This window comes from Mesorhizobium sp. P3_A2, from assembly GCF_056403115.1.
On sequence record NZ_JBFUGC010000006.1, the window covers coordinates 257669 to 278722 of the forward strand.

The following is a 21054-nucleotide window of genomic DNA, read 5'->3' on the forward strand; positions in this document are numbered from 1 at the left end:
CAATATAGCATTTCCAGCAAATCCTAACAAGCTTTGTTAGGATTTGCTACTTCGAACGCTGGCAAGTACCTTTGCTCGCGCGGCGGAAATTCAGATAAGAAAGCCAAGATGCCGTCCCGAATTCTCTCATGCGCGTAACCACCGATCTATGGGTGTCGGCCCTGTTGCGCCGTGTGTTCGGCGCCGGCGGCTTTGCGGCCGTCGTCAAGCGCGGCGCGACCGAGGCCGGCGCTGTCTTCGTGCTGTCGCGCGGCCGGCTGGGCGAAGTCTCCCTGTTCGGCCCGGCGCCGCAGACGAGCTACGATTCGGCCAAACCGGATGACCGGTTTTTCACGCTGCTCGGCGCCGGCGACGATGCCGCTATGCTCGACGCCCGGCTGGAGCGGGAGAAAAAATTCGATCCCGATATCTGGGTGGTCGAGATCGAGGCCGGTTCGGTTCCCGTCGAGGAGCTTCTCTCCGTCAAGACGCCTTGAGGCTGGCCCCTAAACTGGCCTTGTCGTCGTCCGGCGTCTGGTCGGCGTTTGCGGCTACTGGTGCGTTGCCGCGCACCGCTCGCGACACTGTTTCGGCCTTCCAGCCGCGGAGTTTTTCGAGAGCCGCCTCGTGGTGCAGCAGGCGGTAGCGGTCAAGGAAGATGCGGATCGCCTGCGGGTGCGGGAATTCCCGGGGGTAGACCGCGACCGTGATCAGGAACGCCCTGTCCTCGCTGAGGTCCAGCGCCCGCAAGGCGGCAAGCAGCGAGAGGTAGCTCGACTGCTCGGTCAGAGCGCGCGCCGTCGAAAAGTCGATGTCGAGCGCGTCGGCGAGCGCGGTCTGGAAGAAAGCGGCGTTGCCGGTCAGCGCCGTCTCCCGCAGCTTGCCGTAGGTTGCTGAGCCGACGAAGGGATTGACCGATGTCGCCTCGCCCTCGGCGAGCATCATCCAGCGTAGCCGGCGCCTGGCGTTTTCGGCAGCGCTGCCGGGCAGTTTTGGTGGGCTGGGAGCGGCGGGAGCGGATTCGGCGCTGTCGCCCGCCACTTCGGCGATAGGCTCGGGCTGCCGCACCCGCACCAGGGTTGGTTTCTCCAGCGCCTTGATCAGCTGCGCGATGGTCGGGTTCAAATCCTTGCGGCGGGCAATGGCGCGCGCGTGCGGCAGGCCGTGACGGCCGATCAGCGCAATCAGGTCGATATCGCTCAGGGCGCGGGAACGGACCAGCAAGGGCGCGCAGACATCGACCGGCTCCTCGCAAAGCCGCCGCACCAGGGCAGCCGGCGCATATTCGCATTCGGAGAGGGCAGCGGCGACATAGCGGCGCGATTCGACCGACACGCTGTCGAACAGCGGCAGCGTCAGATCCTCGAGCTGGGCGATCTCGCGGCGCGACGGGCGGGTCAGCGAGCAGAACGCCGACACCGCGGCACGAAACAGCCTTTCGGCTTTTCCCGATTCCGTCCGTATAGCGATTTGCCTGAAATCCGAAACTGACACGGAAGATACGCCCGATACTCGACACGACCCGGACCATGCTCAACCGCAACTGTGTCGGTTTCGCGTGAGGTCTGGAACAAACATCAAATTAGCGGCGATCCGTTAGCGCTCCGTTAACCCTCTGCCTGCCTTAATCACATTTGGAGGCGTTGCGTTGTGCTCCGGGGCAACCGAGAGGAATACGCGAACCATGGGCATGGTACTGTCTTTCGTGCCGCGACCGGCACCAGTCAATCGAGCAGTTCAGGACACCGGCACGCCGGCGGCGGTGATCATTTTCCCAGGCGTCCGCTACGAGCATCCGCCCTTGGCGGGCGAGGCGCGGCCGGCCGGTTCGGACAAGCCAGGCACACCAAGCACGCCTGTTCCGCACCACTGAGCAGGCTCTCTTCGGGGCTAAAATCAGTAGTCCTGTAGTTCGCAGGAGCTCTGGTCCAGGAACTGCGACACAACCGGCTTCCAGCTATCGTCAGGCACGAAGGCACGGATGACGAAGATGCCTTCCTCGATCGGCGCTTCGACGAAGATCGCCCCTTGCAGGTCTTCCGGAAGCTCCCGGCGCACGTCGATCATCTGCGCCGGCGTCAGCACCACGGTGTCGAGCTTGTTGTCGGTCGCGGTGTGGTCGTTGAAGGAATAGAAATTGTGGCCGTTGCGGTCATAGACCGAAACCGACCAGAATGGCACGCTGCCCGGCGCCTTGATCCGCACTATGCCTTCGGCAAGGTCGAAGCGGCAGGCGGCGGCGTAAAACAACGGATCGACCGACTTCACCACGGGCGCGCCGCCGGCCTCGGCGTCGAGCCTGGTCATCTTGTAGAGGTCTGAAGCCATCGCCAGCCGCGACCAGGCGTCGCGCTCGGTAAACTCCGGCACCAGCAAAAGCACCACGATGTGGACGATGCCGGCACCGAGCAGGCCGAGCAGGATGGCGTGCAGCAGCCTACGCATTGCAGCCCGCCTTGACGATACGGGGCAGCGTCACGTCGGAAAGGCCGGTGCTTGAGGCGATCGGCGTGTCGTAGAAGGTGAGCACGAAATACATCCGGCCAAAGCCTTCGGTCAGAAGCCAGTTGCCGGGCGCCGGGCGATTGCCGACGGCAATGATCACCGAATTGTCGGGCTGGCGCAGCACCTGGTAGGATTGCAGCGCCGCCAGGCGCGGCTTGCCGGTGTCGACCACGCCGAGCGACTGGTCGGCGGCATAAAGCGTCCAGAACCGGGCGGTCGGGAAACTGCCTTCGATCCTGTAGTCGCATTGCCGCTGAAGCTCATCGCCGGCCGCATCGCGTTCGGCGATGAAGGACAAGCCTTCCGCCTTGCCGAGCGCCAGTACGCCCTCGCGCGCCACGCGCGCCTTCGAATAGGGGTCGGCATCTTGCGTGCCGATCTCGGGGAAGGCGGTCCATTGGCCGATGCTGATCGCGCCGACACCGCTCTGCGCCTGCAGCGCATACCAGACACTGCCGCCGCCGCCGCCGATGGCAATGGCAAGCGAAAGCAGCGTGAAAAAGGCGGTCTTGAGCATGAAGAACCGGGAAGAGAGAATTGTCGTTCGGGGATATAGCGGGGCAGGCCGCAGGGCAAGCGGCCCTGTGGAATGACGGATCAGAGCGCCGACAAGGTCTCCGGCGCCGATGGTGCGACCAGCACGGGCGCGGCCTGGAACACCTTGGTCATTTCGCGCAGTGTCTGCGTCGTGCGGCTGGACAGCACGGGCGGGCGCTCGGCGGCGGCATCCGCTGCCGTCTGATCGGCATTTTTCTTCTCCGCCTCCTCGGCCTTGGCGGCGATTTCTTCGTCGACAAAAGGCTTGTCGAGGCCGGGGATGGGCTTCAAGTCGATGTTCTGGTGCGCGTAGACCATCAGTCGCTGCCACACCATCGCCGGCAACGTACCGCCCGTCATGTTGCGGGTCGGGGTGAAGTCGTCATTGCCGAGCCAGACAGCGGCCGTGTAGTTGCCGGTGAAGCCGACGAACCAGGCGTCGCGGTAGGATTGCGTCGTTCCGGTCTTGCCGGCAACGACGATGTTGGGCAGCTGCGCGCGCCGCGCCGTACCGATCGCCGGTACCGCAGCCAGCATGGTGTTCATGTATTTCAACGCCTGTTCCGACAGCACCCGATGCGGCGCAGGCGCATCCTTGGCCCAGTCGTAGACGACATCGCCGGTGCGGGTGACGAGCTGGGTAATGCCGTGGCGGGAGCCGGCGAAGCCGTCCTGCGCGAACACGCTGTAGCCCGTCGCCTGGTCCATCACCGTCATGCCCGATGTGCCGAGCACCATGGTCTTGTGCGATTCCAGCGGCGATTCCACGCCGAATGATTCCGCCATCGCCTTGATCGGACCGATGCCGAGATAGTCCTTGGCCAGCCGCACCGGCACGGTGTTGATCGACTTGGCGATCGCCGTGATCAGCGTCACATTGCCGGCCGAGCCGCCATTGTAATTGTGCGGCGACCAGCCGCCCCAGCTGATCGGCCCGCCTGAGACGACGGAGTCCGGGGTGAAGCCATGCTCCATCGCGGTGGCGTAGACGTAAGGTTTGAAGGACGAACCGGTCTGGCGCAGCGCCTTGGTGGCGCGGTTGAACTGGCTGGCGCCATAGTCGCGGCCGCCGACAATGGCGCGCACCGCGCCATTGGTCTCGATCACTACAACGGCGCCTTCGGTGACGTTGTATTCCTTGCCGAACTGGCGGAGGTGGAATTCGACGGATTCTTCCGCCGCCTTCTGGATGTTGGCGTCGAAGGTGGTGTGCGCGACCAGCGAATGCTGGCCGGGCTTGGCGATCTTCTTGACCTCGTCGAAGGCCCAGTCGAGGAAATAATCCGGGCTCTTCTGCTCGCCGCGGTCGACGATCTCGGCTGGATGCAGCCTTGCCTGCAGCACCTGGCCTTCGGTCATGAAGCCGGAATCGACGAGGTTGGACAGCACCACATTGGCGCGGGCACGGGCAGCCGGCAGGTTGATGTGTGGCGCGTATTTGGTCGGAGCCTTGAACAGGCCGGCCAGCATCGCCGCCTCGGCGAGGTTCAGATCCTTGACGCTCTTGCCGAAATAGAAATCCGCCGCCGCCTCGATGCCGAACGTGCCGCCGCCCATATAGGCGCGGTCGAGATAGAGTTGCAGGATCTCCTTCTTCGACAGATTGGCCTCCAGCCACAGCGACAGGAAGGCTTCCTTGATCTTGCGCTGCAAGGTCCGCTCATTCGACAGGAACAGGTTCTTGGCCAGCTGCTGGGTGATGCTGGAGCCGCCCTGGACCACGGAATTGGCCCGCACATTCTCGAAGATGGCGCGCGACAGGCCGAGCACGTCGATGCCGTAGTGCTCGAAGAAACGCCGGTCCTCGGTCGCCAGCACTGCCTTGATGACATGGTCCGGCATCTCGTCGACCGGCACGGAATCGCGTTGGATGATGCCGCGCTGGCCGATCTCGTTGCCGTAGCGGTCGAGGAAGGTGACGGCGAAATCGCCCTGGCTGCGCCAGTCGCCTGTGGTGATCTGGAAGGCCGGCATGGCCAGCGCCAGGAGCACGACGAAGCCGCCGGCGCCCATGGTGAAACTTTCGCTCAGCACCTCGATGATGCCGCGCCGCCAACCGGTGACGCGGAAGTGCCGCGAAAAAATGGTCGCCGATTCCCAGAACTGGCCGGCCTTGAAGCGGATTTCGTAGAGTGAGGAATCGATCCACGCATCCACCGCCAGCAGCGCTGCGGCGATCGGGCCTCTTCTCCTTGGACGTCGTTCTAAAGGACTGGCCATTCCCGAAAACTCACCCCACCCAAGACCTGAGAACCGCAAGCGGGCAATTTCAGGGCGGGCACACCCGGCGAAGACTATTCATCCATTTCAGCCCGGCTCACAAGGGCAGCCAGGCCACACCGCACGGATTGTTGGCCGCCAACCGCTATTCGATCAGCGCGCGGCGATGAAGTGCATGAAATGCGCTACATCCGCATCGCTCGGCTCCTGGCCGGTGAAGGCGCGCAGATAGGCGGCGAGATGGCTGACCCGCGCCTCGACCGGCTCCTTGAGGTCGAGCACGTAATAGCCGATCTGCATGTAGTAGAGGACGCGTGCCCGGATGAAAGCGTCTTCCTCGTCATAGCCGTGGCGACGATACATCTCGCGGATGGCGCCAAGACGGTCGTTGTCGGCCTGGTCGATGGCGCGGCGCACATCGTGCGAGCGCCGTGCCCATTCGCGGATGGCGAAATCGAGCCTTGGATCGAACAGGCGCTCGTCGGCCCAGCATTCGAAGACATTCATGACGGCCATGATGATCGTATCGGCCGCCCGCTTTGCGCGCTCGACGATCGCCTTGGTGTTGGTGTCATGCCAATGGGCGAGCAACTGGTCGAGCAGGTCCTGGCGGCTCTGGAAATACCAGTAGAAGCTCGAGCGCGAGACGCCGAGTTTCTGGCCGAGCGTCAGCACCCGCACGCTCTCTATGCCGTCCGAGATCAGCGTCTGCAGCGCCAGATCGATCCAGTCCTGGCGGGTCACCTTGATGTTGCCGGGCGCCGGTTCGTCCTGCGGTGCGATCATGATCATGGACACACAAGTGGCATGGCGCGCAGCATCGCGCAAGCTCTGGACATAAGTGCCTAGACACATGTGTCCAGTATATGTATCGTGTGGGCATTCAACGGGAGGGAGAGGCCCGTGAAGTCGCATTATTGGGCGGTCGTCATCGGCGGAGGCGTGGTCGGCGCCTCGGTGCTCTACCATCTGGCGCGCTTCGGCTGGAGCGAGGTGGCGCTGATCGAGCGTGCTGAGCTGACCGCTGGTTCGACCTGGCATGCGGCGGCCGGCTTCCACGCCCTCAACGCCGATCCCAATGTCGCGGCCCTGCAGGACTATACGATCAAGCTCTATCGCGAGATCGAGGCCGAGTCCGGCCGGAACGCCGGCCTGGGTAAGGCAATGCGGCAATGAGGAGTTTTGGCCATGGTCGATGATGTCATAAGGGAGACCAGGCGTGAGCGCCGGCGCGGACACACCGGTGAGGCCGGCAGCGGGTCGAGCCGCCACCCGAATTATCGTTCGCTCAAAAACCCGTTCCTGCCGCAGCCGGTGTTTTCGGACGATCAGGTCGCTGCCATCCACGACACGGCGCTGCGGGTGCTGGAAGAGCTCGGCATCAAGGTGCTGCTGCCCGAGGCGCGCGCGATTTACGCGAAAGCCGGTGCGCTGGTCGATGAGGACAGCCAGATGGTGCGCGTCGGCCGCGATATCGTAACGGCCGCGCTGGCCTCGGCGCCCAAATCCATCCGGGCGCTGGCCGGCGATCGCAGCCGCGACCTCACGCTCGAACTCGGCTCGATGACGTTTCTGGCCGGCGCCGGCGCGCCTAACGTCACCGATCTCGAACGCGGCCGCCGGCCAGGCACGCTCGCCGCCTTCGAGGAATTGACCAAGCTCATCCAGCATTTCGACGTGCTGCACATGCTGTGCCCCTGCATCGAACCTCAGGACATCGACAACCGGTTGCGCCACTATGCCGCCAACCGGGCGCAGCTGACGCTGTCGGACAAGTTTCCCTTCGTCTTCGCGCGCGGCACGCCGCAGGTCGAGGATGGGTTTGAGATGATCCGGCTGGCGCGTGGCCTGTCGCAGGACGAGTTCCTTGCCGGCGTCCATTGCTACACCGTCATCAACACCAACTCGCCGCGCCAGCTCGACATCCCGATGGCGCAAGGCATCATCGACTTTGCCAGGGCGGGCCAGGTCTCTGTCATCACACCCTTCTGCCTGGCCGGCGCCATGGCGCCGATCACCGTGGCGGGCGCATTGACGCTGCAGCATGCTGAGGCTTTGGCCGGATTGACGCTGGCGCAGATGGTGCGGCCGGGCGCGCCGGTGGTGTACGGCTCTTTCTCCTCCAATGTCGACATGAAGTCGGGCGCGCCGGCCTTCGGCACGCCGGAGCATGTCAAGGCGACGCTGGGCGCCGGCCAGCTGGCGCGCTTCACCGGTCTGCCCTGGCGCTCGGGTGGCGGCAGTGCCGCCAACATCTCCGACGTTCAGGCAGCGCATGAGACGCAGTTCGCGCTGTGGGGCTCGGTGCTTGCCGGCGCCACCGTCTGCATCCATGCCGCGGGCTGGCTGGAGGGCGGTTTGAGCGTCTCCTACGAGAAGCTGATCACCGATATCGAGGCGTTGCAAACGGTCGCCGAACTCTGTGCGGCGACACCCGGCGACGAGGATGCGATCGGCTTCGAGGCCATCGCCGAAGTCCAGCCGGGCGGACATTTCTTCTCCGCCGGCCACACCATGGCGCGCTACCGCACCGCCTTCTACGAGCCACTGGTTGCCGACTGGTCGAATTTCGGCAACTGGACGCAGTCCGGCTCGAAGTCGGCCACCGAGCGCGCCACCGGCATCTGGAAGCGCACGCTGGCCGACTTCCAGCCGCCGGCTTCGGCGGCTGCTACATCAGGTATTCTCGATGAATTCATAGCGCGGCGCACCGAACAGGGTGGGGCAGCACCGGTCTCGTGAAGGGAACGCAACTGGCAATGATGGTCTGCTGAGCCGCCGGGATATTGACCGGGCGGTCCTGTTTTTCACGCTATACGCGGCCCGGCTCACGGGCCGGCGTATCGCTCTCAGCGATCAGCGGAGCCCGCCGCTCACGCGCCGGGCTCCTCCCTTTTGTCGTCACCGGTCACGCATGCGCGTGCGGGTGACGGAAGTCCCAGACTGCCCAGGCCGATGCGAGAACCACCAGCACGCCGAGAACCACATGGGTCCCCATTGCGTTTGCGTTCGCCATAAAACCAAGCAGCCAGGGCGAGACGATCAGCCAGAGTCCGAGAACCATGTTCACCCACTCTTCCCACTCGGCGAATACGGAAAGCGTCGCGACAGCCAAGGCCCCGATCACAACGCCGACAATCCAGGCGTTATATGCGGGAGTCATTTCAGCAGCGAAGCCGACTACCCAGGGTGAGACGAACAGGCAAACGGCAAGGATCAGATTAATCAGATCCTGGGCCCGTTTTCCTTCCATGAGTTTATTGGCCATGACAACCTCCATAGAGAAGCTTGACCAAAGCACTACGTTTCGCGTGCACCGCACGCTTAGTTGTTGATATAATTACGCTTCAAATGACCTTCAAGGACCTGCCCCAAGGCGGTCGATGGCTGCGAATTCATAGCGCAGTACACCGAAACAGGGTCGAGGCAGCCCCGGCCTCTTGAGGGAATGCGGCGCGCGCCTCACATGGGCCGCTTGTCGCCGGTCTTCGGTGGTTCGCGGCGTATCGTGCCGGCATCGGTCTGCCTGTGCTTGTCGGCGGCAAGCCGGCGAATGCGATCGAAGCGGCTTTCCTCGGCCGGCTTGGTCGCGGGCACAGCATTTGGCTTCGGGGCGAAATTGATCATCTGTCGATCTCCCTGTCGTTGCTGACTACTGACTGACGGAAATCCTTGGGCGCGCCGGGGAAATGCCCCCGGCGGCCGCTGTTCTGTTTACGCCCGTCCGGCTTTCCCGGGCAGGCCTTTCAGGCGGGTGGTCAGTAGCCGCCCATGCCGCCGCCAGCGCCTGCAGGTGCTGCATCCTTGGCCGGGACGTCGGTGATCATGGCTTCGGCGGTGATCAGAAGCGCTGCGATCGAACCGGCATCCTGCAGTGCGGTGCGCACCACTTTCGCCGGGTCGACGATGCCGGCCTTGATCATGTCGACATAGACCTCGTTCTGGGCATCAAAGCCCTGATTGTGATCCTTGCTGTCGGACAGCTTGCCGACGACGATCGAGCCTTCGACGCCGGAATTCTCGGCGATCTGGCGGATCGGCGCCTCAAGTGCCCTGAGCACGATCGAAATGCCTGCGGTCACATCTTCATTGGCGCCGGTCAGTCCGGCCAGCGCCGACCTGGCACGCAGCAGAGCCACGCCGCCGCCGGGGACGATGCCTTCCTCGACCGCCGCGCGCGTCGCATTCAGCGCGTCGTCGATGCGGTCCTTCTTTTCCTTCACTTCCGACTCGGTGACGCCGCCGACGCGGATGACGGCAACGCCGCCGGCAAGCTTGGCCAGCCGCTCCTGCAGCTTCTCCTTGTCATAGTCGGACGTCGTCTCTTCGATCTGCCCCTTGATCTGGGCGATGCGCGCCTGGATGGTCGCCTTGGTGCCGGCGCCGTCGATGATCGTGGTGGTGTCCTTCTCGATCAGCACCCGCTTGGCGCGGCCGAGCATCTCGATGGTGACGTTTTCGAGCTTGATGCCGAGATCCTCGGAAATCATCTGGCCCGATGTCAGCACCGCGATGTCTTCCAGCATCGCCTTGCGGCGGTCGCCGAAGCCTGGCGCCTTGACGGCCGCGACCTTGAGGCCGCCGCGCAGTTTGTTGACGACCAGCGTCGCCAGCGCTTCGCCCTCCACGTCTTCCGAAATGATCAGCAGCGGCCGGCCGCTCTGCACCACCGCCTCGAGGATCGGCAGCATCGCCTGCAGATTGCCGAGCTTCTTCTCATGGATGAGGACGTAGGGCTCTTCCAGCTCGACGCGCATCTTGTCGGCATTGGTGACGAAATAGGGCGAGAGATAGCCGCGGTCGAACTGCATGCCTTCGACGACGTCGAGTTCGGTGTCCGCGGTCTTGGCCTCCTCGACGGTGATGACGCCGTCATTGCCGACCTTGTCCATCGCCTTGGCAATCATGGCGCCGACGGTGACGTCGCCATTGGCGGCGATGGTGCCGACCTGCGCGATCTCGGCCGACGACTTGACCTTCTTGGCCTTCGCCTTGATGTCCTTGACCACGGCGGCGACAGCTTGGTCGATGCCACGCTTGAGATCCATCGGGTTCATGCCGGCGGCGACGAGCTTGGCGCCTTCGCGCAGGATCGAGGCGGCCAGCACCGTGGCGGTGGTGGTGCCGTCACCGGCGAGATCGTTGGTCTTCGAAGCCACTTCGCGCACCATCTGCGCACCCATGTTCTCGAACTTGTCGGCAAGCTCGATTTCCTTGGCCACCGTCACGCCGTCCTTGGTGATGCGCGGCGCGCCATAGGCCTTGTCGATGATGACGTTGCGGCCCTTGGGGCCGAGCGTCACCTTGACGGCGTTGTTGAGGAGCTCGACGCCGCGCAGCATGCGGTCGCGCGCATCGGTGGAGAATTTGATTTCCTTGGCAGACATGATTGTTCATCCCGTTCGAAAATTGGAGTGGGCAGTTTGCCGCGAAGCCAGCCCGATCAGGCGGCCTTCTTGGCGGCCACGCTCTTGTCGATGACGCCCATTATATCGGCTTCCTTCATGATCAGAAGGTCCTCGCCGTCGATCTTGACCTCGGTGCCCGACCATTTGCCGAACAGGATCAAGTCGCCTGCCTTGACATCGAGCGGAACAAGCGCGCCGTTTTCGTCGCGCGCGCCGGGGCCGACGGCGATGACTTCGCCTTCCTGCGGCTTTTCCTTGGCATTGTCGGGAATGATGATGCCGCCCTTCGATTTGGTATCGCCTTCAGCGCGACGAATGACGACGCGGTCGTGGAGTGGCCGAAATTTCATGAGAACTTCTTTCTGGGGCCGGCACAGGCGGCCACGCCGCTCTTATAGGCGCGTTGGCACTCGATAGATAGGAGTGCCAAAAATTATTCGCGGGCAACTCAAAATATTAAAAAGTATTATGCGGCCTGCGAATTTCGAGATTTCGCGCAGCGTCTAAATAATTCAAAAAATTGAATTTCTGCGCCAAAGCGACTATTTATATGGAGAGTTTCATTTCAACGGTTTCAGGCACAAGGGAGATTTAAGCGATGGCCGACGGCAATCAGAGTATCATGGAAAAAGCTGAGGCCCGCTTCATGGACAAGCAGAAGAAGACGGCCGAGCGCAACAAGGCAACCTCCGACTACATGTCCGAGGCGAGGGCCAGGGAGATCAAGACCGCGAGGCTCAGGGGATTGCGCCTGGCCAAGGAAGAGGCCGACCGCGTTGAGGAAGCCCTGAACCCGACACCGAAGAAGAAGCGGGCGGCAGTCAAGAAAGCCGCCGCCGCACCCAAGGAAGCCAAGTCATGAGCCTGACATTCCCCAATCCAAGCCGCAGTTATGACGAGGCCGGCAAGCGTATCCGCTTTGTCGGCCATGACGGCATGTTCCAGATTTCCTTCTCTGTCGCTGCCGATGCAATCTCGAAGGCGCCATCTGGGACGGCGACCTCGGAAGCCACCTATCTGGCGGCCTTCGATACGGCGTCCAACTCCATCCATGACATTGCCAGCAAGGCTTATGCCCGCACCCGCAAGAGCATCTATGTGCTCACCGCCGCGGATTTCAGCTAACGCTCGGCCGTGATCGACCTGGATCAGGATTTGCGGTCGGCTTTTGCCCGCCGCTTGACGTCCCGGCTGTTCAGGCGGTCGGCCATCGCTTCGGCATCGCGCACATTCATGCCGACCATGACCTGATGCTTGAGCTCGACAGGCTGGCCGGTGAAGATATCGAAGATAGTCCAGCTCTCCGGCTGGTCCATGCGCAAGGCGTAGCGGTTTGCCATCGCGGCGTCAGGCCCGTGACATGAAAAATGCCGCTGCCAGGATCAGGATCGTCCACACCAGCACCGACAGCTTCAAGATCAGGCCGCCATGCGCGGAAAGAACCTTCCGCATGCGCAAAGCTGCGCTCTTCATGCTCTTGGACAGTGTGGGTGCTGCCGCAATCACGACCGGCGGCTTGACGCCGAGCTTTCCAAAAGCCGGCAGCAGCGATGGCGTTCGCATGAAATGACCTCGAATTGTCGGAGAAAACAGGCCTCCTCATAACACCCTTCTTGAAACTCTCTGCATGCCAAATAGAAACCGGTCCGTGAAACGCCCATGCCACCCGATTCGCAACGTGCGTCGGGGCGGTCGTCATCTGGCGAAACCGGTGCAACGCAGTTAGGTTGCGCGCGAAACTGCCGGCGAGCATGAGGTTTGTTCCAGAGCATGATGCCGAAAAGTGTGACGCGATTTTCGGATGACATCATGCTCTTAGGCGTGACAGGCGAACGGAGACGAGGATGACGGCGCCCGGCGATTTGCTGCAAGCCTTGTTCATGAGATTGAAGAGCGACGCCTCCCTGACGGCGCTGCTCGGCGGCGCCGGGTTGCGCGAGCAGGCGGCCGACAGTGCCGCTTTCCCCTATGTCACCTATGGCCGGACCAGCGCTTTCGATCTCGACACCGGTGCCGACAATGATGACGACCAGCTGATCACGCTGCATGTCTGGTCGAAGGCGCAAGGCGAGGCCGAGACGCGTCTGATCATGGACAGCATCCGGGCGCGCCTCGACGGCGCTGCATTCGCCACCGGCTCGCGCGACCAGACCCGACTGTCCCTAGAGTTCGCCGAGGCGCGCTACGACGAGGACCTCGCGCTCCATCACGGGCTGCTGCGAATTCGCGCCATCACGCAGAGCGCTACCTAGAGCCTTTTCACCGTTTCACGGAAACGGCGAACCGCTCTATCTCTTTGTTTGACGCAATTCCCAAGGGAAAGCGCTTCACACTTTTCCTAGAATTGCTCTAAATCTGCGCCTGGATCTCGGCCTTGTCGATGACCGACCACACCTCGCGAATGCGACCGTCTCCGAATTCGTAGAAAACATTCTCGGCGAACGACACGCGCTTGCCATTCACCGGCAGGCCGAACAGCATTCCCTTGGGATGACAGTCGAAATGCAGGCGCGCCGCCACGCGCGGTGGCTGGCAGACCAGCAGTTCGATGTTGAAACCGAGATCGGGAATGGCCTCGAAATCGCCTTCGAGCATGCGGCGATAACCTGAAAGGCCGAGCATTTCGCCATTGTGCTGAACTTCATTGCCGACGAACTTTCCGAGATTGGCCCAGTCCTGGTCATTCAGGCAGGCGATGTAGCCCCGGTAGAGGTCGGCAAGCTCATTTTCCGTCATGGCCCACTCCGATGGTTTGGCGTTTCCTACGCTAATTAGGGCGCCCCTTCGGAATGGTCGCGCCTTGACCTGTTCCCAATCTACCTCCGACCTGAGAACCTCCTCGCAAAAACCATAGCCGCGCAGCAGGTTTTCCGGCTATGAATCCCACGCCCGGTCTGGGGGGACTGGGCGGCAAGATCGCATTCATTCGTTTCGCGCGCAGGGGATATTGCGGGGATGGATTTTCAACCATTCACCGTTCATTTCACGTTCAGCACAGTTGCGTTACAACGCCGACCATGAAAACGCTTCGCTCTCATTTCAGAACCGCGACACTGGCGCTTGGCATCGCCGGCGTGTTGGCGTCGCAGGCGACGCCGGCGGCGGCGGCCGACTGCTACGCGATCGGCCAGCAGGTTGCCGAGCAGAATGGCGGCACACTGGCCAAGGCCTCGCAGTCGACGCGTGGCGGCCAGGAGGTCTGCATCATCGTCGTGCTCGTTCCTGGCAAGAACGGTCAGCGCCCGCGCCGTTCCGAGATCGTCGTCCCGGCGAACTGACCCCATTGTTTCCCAGGCCGCCGGAATCGGCCTATATCTGAGACATCAACAGGCCAGACCAATCATGCGCGTACTCGTTGTCGAAGATGACAAGGATCTGAACCGGCAGCTGGCCGACGCGCTGGTCGATGCCGGCTATGTCGTCGACCGCGCCTATGACGGCGAGGAGGGCCATTTCCTCGGCGACACCGAGCCTTACGACGCCGTCGTGCTCGACATCGGCTTGCCGCAGATGGACGGCATCAGCGTCGTCGAGCGCTGGCGTCGCAACGGCCGCAAGATGCCTGTGCTGATCCTTACCGCGCGCGACCGCTGGAGCGACAAGGTATCGGGCATCGACGCCGGCGCCGACGACTATGTCACCAAGCCGTTCCACATCGAGGAGGTGCTGGCGCGGGTGAGGGCGCTGATCCGGCGCGCCGCCGGCCATGCTTCATCCGAACTCACTTGCGGGCCGCTGCGCCTCGACACCAAGGCCTCCAAGGCCGATGTCGACGGTCAGCCGCTGAAGCTGACCTCGCACGAGTTTCGACTGCTGGCCTATCTTATGCACCATATGGGCGAGGTGGTGTCGCGCACCGAACTGGTCGAGCATCTTTACGACCAGGATTTCGACCGCGATTCCAACACCATCGAGGTCTTCGTAGGCCGGCTGCGCAAGAAGATGGGCATCGACATGATCGAAACCGTGCGCGGCATGGGCTATCGCATGCGTGAGCCGGAGGCGTAAGGCGGAACCGCTCCCCATACCAGCAAGGAAGCCTTTTTCGGCACGGCTCTGGCCGCGCTCGCTGGCCTTCCGCGTCATCGGCTTTTCCACCATCTGGGCGATCCTCACCCTGATCGTCATCTTCACCCTGATCACTACGCTCTACCGCCAGGCCAGCGAGCGCGGCTTCGACAGCCTCTTGTCGGCGCACCTGTTCAACCTGATCGGCTCCGTCGGCGTTTCCGAATCCGGCCAGCTCACCGGTGCTCCCGACCTCGGCGACCTGCGCTTCTCGGAGCCGAATTCAGGCTGGTACTGGTCGGTGGAGCCGGCTTCCGAAGGGGTGCATGGCAACCTGCATTCGTCCTCTATGACCACGACGATCCCGTCGCCAACCGTAGCCGAGGTGCCTTTCAATTCCAGTTTCCAGCGCAGCTATTCCACCGACGGCATCCGCGACGAGGAACTGCAAGTGTTCGAAAGCGAATTCGTCCTCGATGCCAAGAACCGCGCCGCGCGCTTCCGCGTCATGGGCAACAAGACCGAGCTCGAGCAGGAGATCGCCACCTTCCAGGGTCGCCTCTTAACCTATCTCAGCCTGTTCGGCGTCGGCATGATCGCCATCAACGCGATCGCCATCCTGCTTGGCCTGCAGCCCCTACGCCGGGTCCGCAACGCGCTTGCAATGGTCCGCGAGGGCACGGCGCAGCGGCTCGACGGCCAGTTCCCCGCCGAGATCGAGCCGCTCGCCAACGAGACCAATGCGCTGATCGAAAACAACAAGCGCATCGTCGAGCGCTCACGCACGCAGGTCGGCAATCTCGCCCATTCGCTGAAGACGCCGCTCGCCGTGCTGATCAATGAGGGGCGGGCGCTCGGCGGCGCCAAGGGCCAGCTCATTGCCGACCAGGCCGCCTCGATGCAGAAGCAGGTCGATCACTATCTGCAGCGGGCCCGTGTCGCCGCGCAGCGCGACAGCGTCGTCTACCGCACGCCGGTGTCGCCGCTGGTGCAGCGCATGGTGCGTGTGCTGCAAAAGCTGAAGCCTGATGTCAGTCTGTCGCTTGTCTTGCCGGCCGCCGATATCGTCTTTGCCGGCGAGCGCGAGGATCTTGAGGAACTGCTCGGAAATTTGCTCGACAATGCCATGAAATGGGCAAAGAGCACTGTCGCCGTGTCCGTCTCGCCGGCCGGCGCCGCCGGCCTGTTCGAGATATCAATTGAGGATGACGGCCCTGGCATTCCCGAGGACAAGGCGCGCGATGCGCTGAAACGCGGCCGGCGGCTCGACGAGACCAAGCCGGGCACCGGGCTCGGACTTGCCATTGTCGCCGACCTCGTCAACGAGTATGGCGGGGCGCTGGCGCTGGACCGCTCCGCCATGGGCGGGCTGAAGGCGGTGGTGCGCTTGCGGAGCCTGCAATGATCATTTCCAGGGCCAATCGACATGGCTGGGCGCCTATGTTAAGGCAACCTGTCGATTGCTCCTCGGATGGTCGGCAAACGGCCAAATTTCCGACAAATATCAATACTATGGCCAGCAGACATCCCCGATGACGCGGCCCCAAGCGCATCCCGTTCAAGAAAACCGGTTGTTGGCATGAAGATTCGCGTTGCGCTCGTTTCCGCACTGCTCGCTCTCTCCGGCTGCGGAACCCTGAGCAAGGGCGGCGGCCCGGATATCTCCATCACCAACCCGCCCGCGACGCCTCCTTCAGGCGCCAAAGTCGCGACGACGATCATTTCGGCCATGGCCGGCGGGCTCGTCGGCGGATCGATCGGCAGTGGCCTGAACGAGACCGAGAAGCGCAAGGCGCTCGAGGCGGAATACAAGGCGCTCGAATATACGGCGAGCGGCCAGAAGGTGACGTGGAAGAGCGACAGTTCGGCCCGTTCCGGCGAAGTCGTCGCCGCCCAGCCGTATCGCGTCGGCTCGCAGGATTGCCGCCAATACACCCATACGGTGTTCACCGGCACGGCCGGCCAGACTGCGCGTGGCACCGCCTGCCGCAACGCTGACGGCAGCTGGACGCCGCTGACCTGAGTATCCGGTCCGGCTGATTGGGACCGGGCTTGCTTGCTCGCTGCCGTCAAAGCGTCGCAGCGTGTCCGTGTTGGCAGAGCAGGGCTCTCGCTCTATTGGAAGAACCATGCTGTTCTGGGTCATAGCCGCAATCCTCACGCTGGGCGCAAGCCTGGCGGTGCTGTTGCCGCTGACCGGCGGCGGCAAGGGCGCTTCGTCCAGCAATGACCATGACCTCGAAGTCTATCGTGACCAACTGGCCGAGCTTGATCGTGACGCCTCGCGCGGCCTGATCCAGCCGGCGGAAGCCGAGGAGGCGCGCGCCGAAATCGCCCGCCGCATCCTGCGCCTGGGCAATACCAGTCAAGCCGATGCGCCTGGCACGCGGCAGCCGTCGAGAGCGGCCAGGCTGGTGGCGACATCAGCGGTGCTGGTGGTCCCGCTGCTCAGCTGGGGCCTATACAGTCAGCTTGGCTCGCCCGATTTGCCGTCGCAACCGCTTGCCGAACGGCTGGCCAAGAACCCGGCCGATAGTTCGGTCGATGAGTTGGTGGCGCGCGCCGAGGCCCACCTCGCCGCCAATCCGTCCGATGGCAGGGGATGGGACTTGCTCGCCCCGATCTATCTGCGCCTGCAGCGCTTTTCCGATGCCGTGACCGCCTATCGCAACGCCATCCGCCTCGATGGCGACACCGCTGCCCGCGAGGCTGGTCTCGGCGAGGCGATCGCCAATGCTGCAGGCGGCATTGTCTCGGCCGATGCGCAATCGGCTTTCGAACAGGCGTTGAGGCTCGACCCGGCAGACCCGAAAGCCTCTTTCTACCTGGCCATGGCGCTGGCGCAGGAAGGCCGTCTGGCGGAGGCGACCGCTGCCTGGCAGAAGATGCTCGGCCTCCTGCCGCAGGATTCGCCATGGCGCGGTGCCGTCCAACAGGCGCTGGCCGATGCCGCCAACCGCAGCATCGCGTCAGGAGAGCCCGCGAAAGGCCCCGATGCCGCAGCCGTCGATGCTGCCTCGTCGATGGCGCCGCAGGACAGGCAGGCCATGATCGACACCATGGTCGCCGGTCTCGATGAAAAACTGCGGCAAAATCCGCGCGACACGGAAGGATGGATGCGGCTCATTCGTTCCTATGTGGTGCTGGGCAAGGCCGACCAGGCGCGCGACGCGCTGCATCGCGGTATTGCCGTTTTCGGCGCCGATAGTGAGGAAGCGAAGAAATTCACCGCCTTTGCCGCCTCGCTCGGCCTGACGGCGACGGAGTAGGGCATGACGCGCAAGCAGAAGCGATTGTCGGTGATTGTCGGAGGGCTGGCCTTCCTCGGCGCTGCCACCGGCCTGACCTTCTATTCGCTCGGCCAAAAAGCTTCGTATTTCTACATGCCTGCCGACCTGACCACCGCCCGCGTCCAGCCGGGACAGCGCATCAGGCTCGGCGGCCTGGTTGAAAAGGGCACGGTCGTGCGCGGGCAGGGCGCGACGGTTGCGTTCTCGGTGACCGACACCCACAAATCGGTCAAGGTCTCCTATACCGGCATCCTGCCCGATCTGTTCCGCGAGGAGCAGGGCGTCATCACCGAAGGCGCTTTCGGAACGGATGGCGTCTTCGTCGCCGACAGCGTGCTGGCCAAGCATGACGAGCGTTATATGCCCAAGGAACTGGCCGATGGGCTGAAGGCCAAGGGCGTCTGGCAGGAAAGCACGAACTGACAATGGTTGAGACCGGACATTTCGCGCTCGTCCTCGCCTTCGCCCTGTCGCTGGTGCAGACGCTGGTGCCGCTCATCGGCGCCCGTACCGGCAATCAGAGGCTGATGGCTGTCGGCGGCCCGGTCACCGTCACCGGCTTTGCGCTCACAGCGCTTTCCTTCGCAGCACTTGCCGGCGCCTATGCCGCCTCCGATTTCTCGGTGGCCAGCGTTTGGGAAAACTCGCATTCGCTGCAGCCGCTGATCTACAAGATCACCGGAACCTGGGGCAATCACGAAGGCTCGATGCTGCTCTGGGTGCTGATCCTGACCTTCTTCGGCGCGCTGGTCGCCGTCTTCGGCTCCAATTTGCCGGCAACGCTGCGCGCCAATGTGCTGGCCGTGCAAGGGGCGATCGGCGCCACCTTCTTCCTGTTCATCCTGGCGACGTCCAATCCGTTCATCCGGCTCAATCCGGCGCCGATCGAAGGCCGCGATCTCAACCCGGTCCTGCAGGATCTCGGCCTCGCCATCCATCCGCCGCTGCTCTATCTCGGCTATGTCGGCTTCTCCATATGCTTTTCCTTCTCGGTCGCGGCCCTCATTGAAGGCCGCATCGATGCCTCTTGGGCGCGCTGGGTGCGGCCATGGACGCTTGTCGCCTGGATGTTTTTGACCGGCGGCATCGCCATGGGCTCCTACTGGGCCTATTACGAACTCGGCTGGGGCGGCTTCTGGTTCTGGGACCCGGTCGAAAACGCCTCCTTCATGCCGTGGCTGGCAGGCACCGCGCTCTTGCATTCGGCGATCGTCATGGAGAAGCGCTCGGCGCTCAAGATCTGGACGCTGCTGCTCGCCATCCTCACCTTCTCGCTGTCGCTGCTCGGCACCTTCCTGGTGCGCTCCGGCGTGCTCACCTCGGTGCATGCCTTTGCCACCGACCCGACGCGTGGCATCTTCATCCTGTGCATCTTGACGTTGTTCATCGGCGGCTCGCTGGCGTTGTTTGCGCTGCGCGCCTCCAGGCTTACGGCCGGCGGCCTGTTCCACCCGATCTCGCGCGAAGGCGCGCTGGTGCTCAACAATCTGTTCCTGACAACGGCCACCGCCACCGTGCTCGTCGGCACGCTCTATCCGCTGGTGGTCGAGGCGCTTTCGGCCGGCAAGATCTCGGTCGGCGCGCCGTTCTTCAACCTGACATTCGGCCCACTGATGGTGCCGCTGCTGGTCCTGGTCCCCTTTGGGCCGCTACTCGCCTGGAAGCGCGGTGACCTCTATGCCGTCGCCCAGCGTCTGATGGCGGCCTTCTCCGCCGCCTTGCTGGCGATGCTGGTCACCGGTCTGTTCATCGACGGCGCGTCGGTGTTCGCCGCCCTCGGCGTCGGCCTCGCCTGCTGGCTGGTCTGCGGCGCGCTTACCGACCTTGCCGTCAAATCCGGCTTCGGCAATGTGTCGCCGGCCATCATGCTGCGGCGTTTCGCCGGCCTGCCGCGCTCGGTGTTCGGCACCGCACTGGCCCATCTCGGCCTTGGGCTGACTACGCTCGGCATTGTCGGCACGCTATGCTTCGGCACCGAAAAAATCCTGTCGATGCATGCCGGCGAGAGCGTTGAACTCTCCGGCCACACGCTGCGCTTCGAGGGGCTCTACCCCGCGCAGGGCCCGAACTACAGCGAGGACCGCGGCCGCTTTTCGCTGATCGGTGCCGATGGCGGCATTGCGGCTGAAATCACCTCGGCCAAGCGCTTCTTTCCGGTGCGGCAGACGACGACGACCGAATCCGGCATCGAGACGATCGGCTTCAGCCAGCTCTATCTGTCGCTCGGCGACGAGGGCACCGACGGTTCGGTCGTCGTGCGCCTGTGGTGGAAGCCGCTGGTGACACTGATCTGGGGCGGTGCTCTCGTGATGATGGCGGGCGCGGCAATGTCGCTGTTCGACCGCCGCCTGCGTGTCGGCGCGCCCTCGCGCCGCCGCAAGCCGGCAACCGCCATGCCGTCGGCAGGCGTGCCGTGAGCACCAGGTTCTCGCTAGCCTCGCTCGTCCTGCTGCTGGTGCTGCTGTTCGCCGGCGCGGCGCAAGCGGTGAAACCGGACGAGGTTCTCGCCGACCCGGCGCTCGAAGCGCGGGCGCGTGTCTTGTCGGAAGGCCTGCGCTGCATGGTCTGCCAGAACCAGTCGATCGACGAATCGGATGCAGACCTTGCCCGTGACCTGCGCATCCTGGTGCGCCAGCGCCTCGTTGCCGGCGATACCGATCAGCAGGTGATGGACTATATCGTGTCGCGCTACGGCGAGTTCGTGCTGTTGAAGCCGCGCTTCAGCCCGCGCAACGCCTTGCTCTGGGGCACGCCGGTGCTTTTGCTTCTGATCGGCGGCATTTTCATAGTGGTCACCACCCGCTCCCGCCGCTCGCTGGCAACCAAGGCGCTGAGCGCCGAGGAACAGGCGGCGCTGGACAAGATGCTGAGCGATTAGCTCGGCCATTCCTTCGGGCGCTTGGCTTCCGCCGCTTCGATGACGGCGTCAATTTCCGCCATGGCATCGTCATGGGAGACGACACGGCCAGCCGACGCGTCGGCCAAACTGCGTTTGATGCCTTCGATGGTATCGGCCAGATCGGCCGAAACCGCCAAGGATTTGCTGCGTCGATTCGTGCGTTCCCTCATGCCGCCAACATTACAAAACTTTCATGCTTCGGAAATGG

26 protein-coding genes and 1 pseudogene are annotated in these 21054 nt (G+C 63.5%); 14 read left to right on the forward strand and 13 right to left on the reverse strand.

Translation table 11 applies throughout. The features are described 5' to 3' along the window. The first annotated feature begins 128 nt into the window (after window positions 1-128). The gene (locus tag AC1DXM_RS16295; protein ID WP_477234173.1) at window positions 129-476 is read left to right on the forward strand and encodes a DUF1491 family protein; all 348 of its coding nucleotides are present in this window, start codon (window positions 129-131) and stop codon (window positions 474-476) included. Here the strand turns inward: AC1DXM_RS16295 and AC1DXM_RS16300 are convergent. From AC1DXM_RS16300 to AC1DXM_RS16320, 5 genes are all read right to left on the reverse strand, one after another. Further along, a complete protein-coding gene (locus AC1DXM_RS16300; RefSeq protein WP_477234175.1) occupies window positions 463-1473 on the reverse strand; it encodes a hypothetical protein in 1011 nt (336 codons plus the stop codon). The two genes, AC1DXM_RS16295 and AC1DXM_RS16300, sit on opposite strands and share 14 nt — an antisense overlap. Window positions 1474-1875: 402 nt before the next feature. Then, a complete protein-coding gene (locus AC1DXM_RS16305; RefSeq protein WP_477234177.1) occupies window positions 1876-2424 on the reverse strand; it encodes a DUF1254 domain-containing protein in 549 nt (182 codons plus the stop codon). Continuing rightward, a complete protein-coding gene (locus AC1DXM_RS16310; protein WP_112564152.1) occupies window positions 2417-3001 on the reverse strand; it encodes a DUF1214 domain-containing protein in 585 nt (194 codons plus the stop codon). The genes AC1DXM_RS16305 and AC1DXM_RS16310 overlap by 8 nt, the downstream gene beginning before the upstream one ends. Before the next feature lie 80 nt (window positions 3002-3081). Next, window positions 3082-5241 carry a transglycosylase domain-containing protein gene (locus AC1DXM_RS16315; RefSeq protein WP_477234179.1) on the reverse strand — a complete coding sequence of 720 codons (2160 nt, stop codon included), beginning with the start codon at window positions 5239-5241 and terminating at the stop codon, window positions 3082-3084. A 153-nt stretch (window positions 5242-5394) separates the two neighbouring features. Next, window positions 5395-6033 carry a TetR/AcrR family transcriptional regulator gene (locus AC1DXM_RS16320; RefSeq protein WP_477234181.1) on the reverse strand — a complete coding sequence of 213 codons (639 nt, stop codon included), beginning with the start codon at window positions 6031-6033 and terminating at the stop codon, window positions 5395-5397. A gap of 111 nt (window positions 6034-6144) precedes the next feature. Here AC1DXM_RS16320 and AC1DXM_RS16325 point away from each other — a divergent pair. After that, window positions 6145-6396, forward strand: a pseudogene (locus AC1DXM_RS16325) (FAD-dependent oxidoreductase); the annotation flags it as partial. A 33-nt stretch (window positions 6397-6429) separates the two neighbouring features. Continuing rightward, complete coding sequence (locus tag AC1DXM_RS16330) at window positions 6430-7983, forward strand: trimethylamine methyltransferase family protein (protein ID WP_477234183.1); 1554 nt, start codon at window positions 6430-6432, stop codon at window positions 7981-7983. Between the two features lie 166 nt (window positions 7984-8149). On the opposite strand, the gene AC1DXM_RS16335 is transcribed toward AC1DXM_RS16330, so the two are convergent. From AC1DXM_RS16335 to AC1DXM_RS16350, 4 genes are all read right to left on the reverse strand, one after another. After that, window positions 8150-8509, reverse strand: coding sequence for an SPW repeat protein (locus tag AC1DXM_RS16335; protein ID WP_477234185.1), 360 nt, complete (start codon window positions 8507-8509; stop codon window positions 8150-8152). Window positions 8510-8703: 194 nt separating this feature from the next. Beyond that, window positions 8704-8868 carry a hypothetical protein gene (locus AC1DXM_RS16340; protein ID WP_477234187.1) on the reverse strand — a complete coding sequence of 55 codons (165 nt, stop codon included), beginning with the start codon at window positions 8866-8868 and terminating at the stop codon, window positions 8704-8706. Between the two features lie 131 nt (window positions 8869-8999). Next, window positions 9000-10628 (reverse strand): chaperonin GroEL, encoded by a 1629-nt coding sequence (groL, locus tag AC1DXM_RS16345; RefSeq protein WP_477234189.1) that lies wholly within the window; start codon window positions 10626-10628, stop codon window positions 9000-9002. A 56-nt stretch (window positions 10629-10684) separates the two neighbouring features. Beyond that, entirely contained in the window at window positions 10685-10999 is a 315-nt protein-coding gene (locus AC1DXM_RS16350) for a co-chaperone GroES (protein WP_477234191.1), read from the reverse strand. A 248-nt stretch (window positions 11000-11247) separates the two neighbouring features. On the opposite strand from AC1DXM_RS16350, the gene AC1DXM_RS16355 reads away from it, so the two are divergent. Further along, complete coding sequence (locus AC1DXM_RS16355; protein WP_477234193.1) at window positions 11248-11511, forward strand: hypothetical protein; 264 nt, start codon at window positions 11248-11250, stop codon at window positions 11509-11511. After that, window positions 11508-11774 (forward strand): DUF1488 family protein, encoded by a 267-nt coding sequence (locus AC1DXM_RS16360; protein WP_142866625.1) that lies wholly within the window; start codon window positions 11508-11510, stop codon window positions 11772-11774. The genes AC1DXM_RS16355 and AC1DXM_RS16360 overlap by 4 nt, the downstream gene beginning before the upstream one ends. Window positions 11775-11797: 23 nt before the next feature. On the opposite strand, the gene AC1DXM_RS16365 is transcribed toward AC1DXM_RS16360, so the two are convergent. Continuing rightward, window positions 11798-11989, reverse strand: a complete 192-nt coding sequence (locus tag AC1DXM_RS16365) for a hypothetical protein (RefSeq protein WP_477234196.1) — start codon at window positions 11987-11989, stop codon at window positions 11798-11800. 7 nt (window positions 11990-11996) lie between these two features. After that, on the reverse strand, window positions 11997-12212 hold the full coding sequence (locus AC1DXM_RS16370; protein ID WP_477234198.1) for a hypothetical protein: 216 nt from the start codon (window positions 12210-12212) through the stop codon (window positions 11997-11999). Between the two features lie 281 nt (window positions 12213-12493). On the opposite strand from AC1DXM_RS16370, the gene AC1DXM_RS16375 reads away from it, so the two are divergent. After that, window positions 12494-12901 (forward strand): DUF3168 domain-containing protein, encoded by a 408-nt coding sequence (locus AC1DXM_RS16375; RefSeq protein WP_477234200.1) that lies wholly within the window; start codon window positions 12494-12496, stop codon window positions 12899-12901. A gap of 97 nt (window positions 12902-12998) precedes the next feature. On the opposite strand, the gene AC1DXM_RS16380 is transcribed toward AC1DXM_RS16375, so the two are convergent. Then, on the reverse strand, window positions 12999-13385 hold the full coding sequence (locus AC1DXM_RS16380; RefSeq protein WP_477234202.1) for an ester cyclase: 387 nt from the start codon (window positions 13383-13385) through the stop codon (window positions 12999-13001). 281 nt (window positions 13386-13666) lie between these two features. Between AC1DXM_RS16380 and AC1DXM_RS16385 the strand changes: the two genes are divergently transcribed. From AC1DXM_RS16385 to AC1DXM_RS16420, 8 genes are all read left to right on the forward strand, one after another. Further along, complete coding sequence (locus AC1DXM_RS16385) at window positions 13667-13927, forward strand: hypothetical protein (RefSeq protein ID WP_477234204.1); 261 nt, start codon at window positions 13667-13669, stop codon at window positions 13925-13927. Between the two features lie 64 nt (window positions 13928-13991). Next, window positions 13992-14657 carry a response regulator transcription factor gene (locus AC1DXM_RS16390; RefSeq protein ID WP_112564177.1) on the forward strand — a complete coding sequence of 222 codons (666 nt, stop codon included), beginning with the start codon at window positions 13992-13994 and terminating at the stop codon, window positions 14655-14657. Then, window positions 14641-16062 carry an ATP-binding protein gene (locus AC1DXM_RS16395; RefSeq protein ID WP_477234206.1) on the forward strand — a complete coding sequence of 474 codons (1422 nt, stop codon included), beginning with the start codon at window positions 14641-14643 and terminating at the stop codon, window positions 16060-16062. The genes AC1DXM_RS16390 and AC1DXM_RS16395 overlap by 17 nt, the downstream gene beginning before the upstream one ends. Before the next feature lie 174 nt (window positions 16063-16236). After that, window positions 16237-16680: a hypothetical protein gene (locus AC1DXM_RS16400; protein ID WP_477234208.1), complete on the forward strand. Its 444-nt coding sequence runs from the start codon at window positions 16237-16239 to the stop codon at window positions 16678-16680. Between the two features lie 106 nt (window positions 16681-16786). Continuing rightward, window positions 16787-17926 carry a c-type cytochrome biogenesis protein CcmI gene (ccmI, locus tag AC1DXM_RS16405; protein WP_477234210.1) on the forward strand — a complete coding sequence of 380 codons (1140 nt, stop codon included), beginning with the start codon at window positions 16787-16789 and terminating at the stop codon, window positions 17924-17926. Window positions 17927-17929: 3 nt separating this feature from the next. Beyond that, complete coding sequence (ccmE, locus tag AC1DXM_RS16410; RefSeq protein ID WP_477234212.1) at window positions 17930-18370, forward strand: cytochrome c maturation protein CcmE; 441 nt, start codon at window positions 17930-17932, stop codon at window positions 18368-18370. Window positions 18371-18372: 2 nt separating this feature from the next. Next, window positions 18373-20364 (forward strand): heme lyase CcmF/NrfE family subunit, encoded by a 1992-nt coding sequence (locus tag AC1DXM_RS16415; protein WP_477234214.1) that lies wholly within the window; start codon window positions 18373-18375, stop codon window positions 20362-20364. Further along, complete coding sequence (locus tag AC1DXM_RS16420) at window positions 20361-20825, forward strand: cytochrome c-type biogenesis protein (protein WP_477234216.1); 465 nt, start codon at window positions 20361-20363, stop codon at window positions 20823-20825. The genes AC1DXM_RS16415 and AC1DXM_RS16420 overlap by 4 nt, the downstream gene beginning before the upstream one ends. On the opposite strand, the gene AC1DXM_RS16425 is transcribed toward AC1DXM_RS16420, so the two are convergent. Further along, on the reverse strand, window positions 20822-21016 hold the full coding sequence (locus AC1DXM_RS16425) for a hypothetical protein (protein ID WP_477234218.1): 195 nt from the start codon (window positions 21014-21016) through the stop codon (window positions 20822-20824). The genes AC1DXM_RS16420 and AC1DXM_RS16425 overlap by 4 nt on opposite strands. Between the last annotated feature and the right edge of the window lie 38 nt (window positions 21017-21054).

Coding starts and splice junctions, on each gene's coding strand:
- AC1DXM_RS16295 (WP_477234173.1), top strand. CDS start 129: ATGCGCGTAACCACCGATCTATGGGTGTCGGCCCTGTTGCGCCGTGTG.
- AC1DXM_RS16305 (WP_477234177.1), bottom strand. CDS start 2,424: ATGCGTAGGCTGCTGCACGCCATCCTGCTCGGCCTGCTCGGTGCCGGC.
- AC1DXM_RS16310 (WP_112564152.1), bottom strand. CDS start 3,001: ATGCTCAAGACCGCCTTTTTCACGCTGCTTTCGCTTGCCATTGCCATC.
- AC1DXM_RS16315 (WP_477234179.1), bottom strand. CDS start 5,241: ATGGCCAGTCCTTTAGAACGACGTCCAAGGAGAAGAGGCCCGATCGCC.
- AC1DXM_RS16320 (WP_477234181.1), bottom strand. CDS start 6,033: ATGATCATGATCGCACCGCAGGACGAACCGGCGCCCGGCAACATCAAG.
- AC1DXM_RS16330 (WP_477234183.1), top strand. CDS start 6,430: ATGGTCGATGATGTCATAAGGGAGACCAGGCGTGAGCGCCGGCGCGGA.
- AC1DXM_RS16335 (WP_477234185.1), bottom strand. CDS start 8,509: ATGGCCAATAAACTCATGGAAGGAAAACGGGCCCAGGATCTGATTAAT.
- AC1DXM_RS16340 (WP_477234187.1), bottom strand. CDS start 8,868: ATGATCAATTTCGCCCCGAAGCCAAATGCTGTGCCCGCGACCAAGCCG.
- groL (WP_477234189.1), bottom strand. CDS start 10,628: ATGTCTGCCAAGGAAATCAAATTCTCCACCGATGCGCGCGACCGCATG.
- AC1DXM_RS16350 (WP_477234191.1), bottom strand. CDS start 10,999: ATGAAATTTCGGCCACTCCACGACCGCGTCGTCATTCGTCGCGCTGAA.
- AC1DXM_RS16355 (WP_477234193.1), top strand. CDS start 11,248: ATGGCCGACGGCAATCAGAGTATCATGGAAAAAGCTGAGGCCCGCTTC.
- AC1DXM_RS16360 (WP_142866625.1), top strand. CDS start 11,508: ATGAGCCTGACATTCCCCAATCCAAGCCGCAGTTATGACGAGGCCGGC.
- AC1DXM_RS16365 (WP_477234196.1), bottom strand. CDS start 11,989: ATGGCAAACCGCTACGCCTTGCGCATGGACCAGCCGGAGAGCTGGACT.
- AC1DXM_RS16370 (WP_477234198.1), bottom strand. CDS start 12,212: ATGCGAACGCCATCGCTGCTGCCGGCTTTTGGAAAGCTCGGCGTCAAG.
- AC1DXM_RS16375 (WP_477234200.1), top strand. CDS start 12,494: ATGACGGCGCCCGGCGATTTGCTGCAAGCCTTGTTCATGAGATTGAAG.
- AC1DXM_RS16380 (WP_477234202.1), bottom strand. CDS start 13,385: ATGACGGAAAATGAGCTTGCCGACCTCTACCGGGGCTACATCGCCTGC.
- AC1DXM_RS16385 (WP_477234204.1), top strand. CDS start 13,667: ATGAAAACGCTTCGCTCTCATTTCAGAACCGCGACACTGGCGCTTGGC.
- AC1DXM_RS16390 (WP_112564177.1), top strand. CDS start 13,992: ATGCGCGTACTCGTTGTCGAAGATGACAAGGATCTGAACCGGCAGCTG.
- AC1DXM_RS16400 (WP_477234208.1), top strand. CDS start 16,237: ATGAAGATTCGCGTTGCGCTCGTTTCCGCACTGCTCGCTCTCTCCGGC.
- ccmI (WP_477234210.1), top strand. CDS start 16,787: ATGCTGTTCTGGGTCATAGCCGCAATCCTCACGCTGGGCGCAAGCCTG.
- ccmE (WP_477234212.1), top strand. CDS start 17,930: ATGACGCGCAAGCAGAAGCGATTGTCGGTGATTGTCGGAGGGCTGGCC.
- AC1DXM_RS16415 (WP_477234214.1), top strand. CDS start 18,373: ATGGTTGAGACCGGACATTTCGCGCTCGTCCTCGCCTTCGCCCTGTCG.
- AC1DXM_RS16425 (WP_477234218.1), bottom strand. CDS start 21,016: ATGAGGGAACGCACGAATCGACGCAGCAAATCCTTGGCGGTTTCGGCC.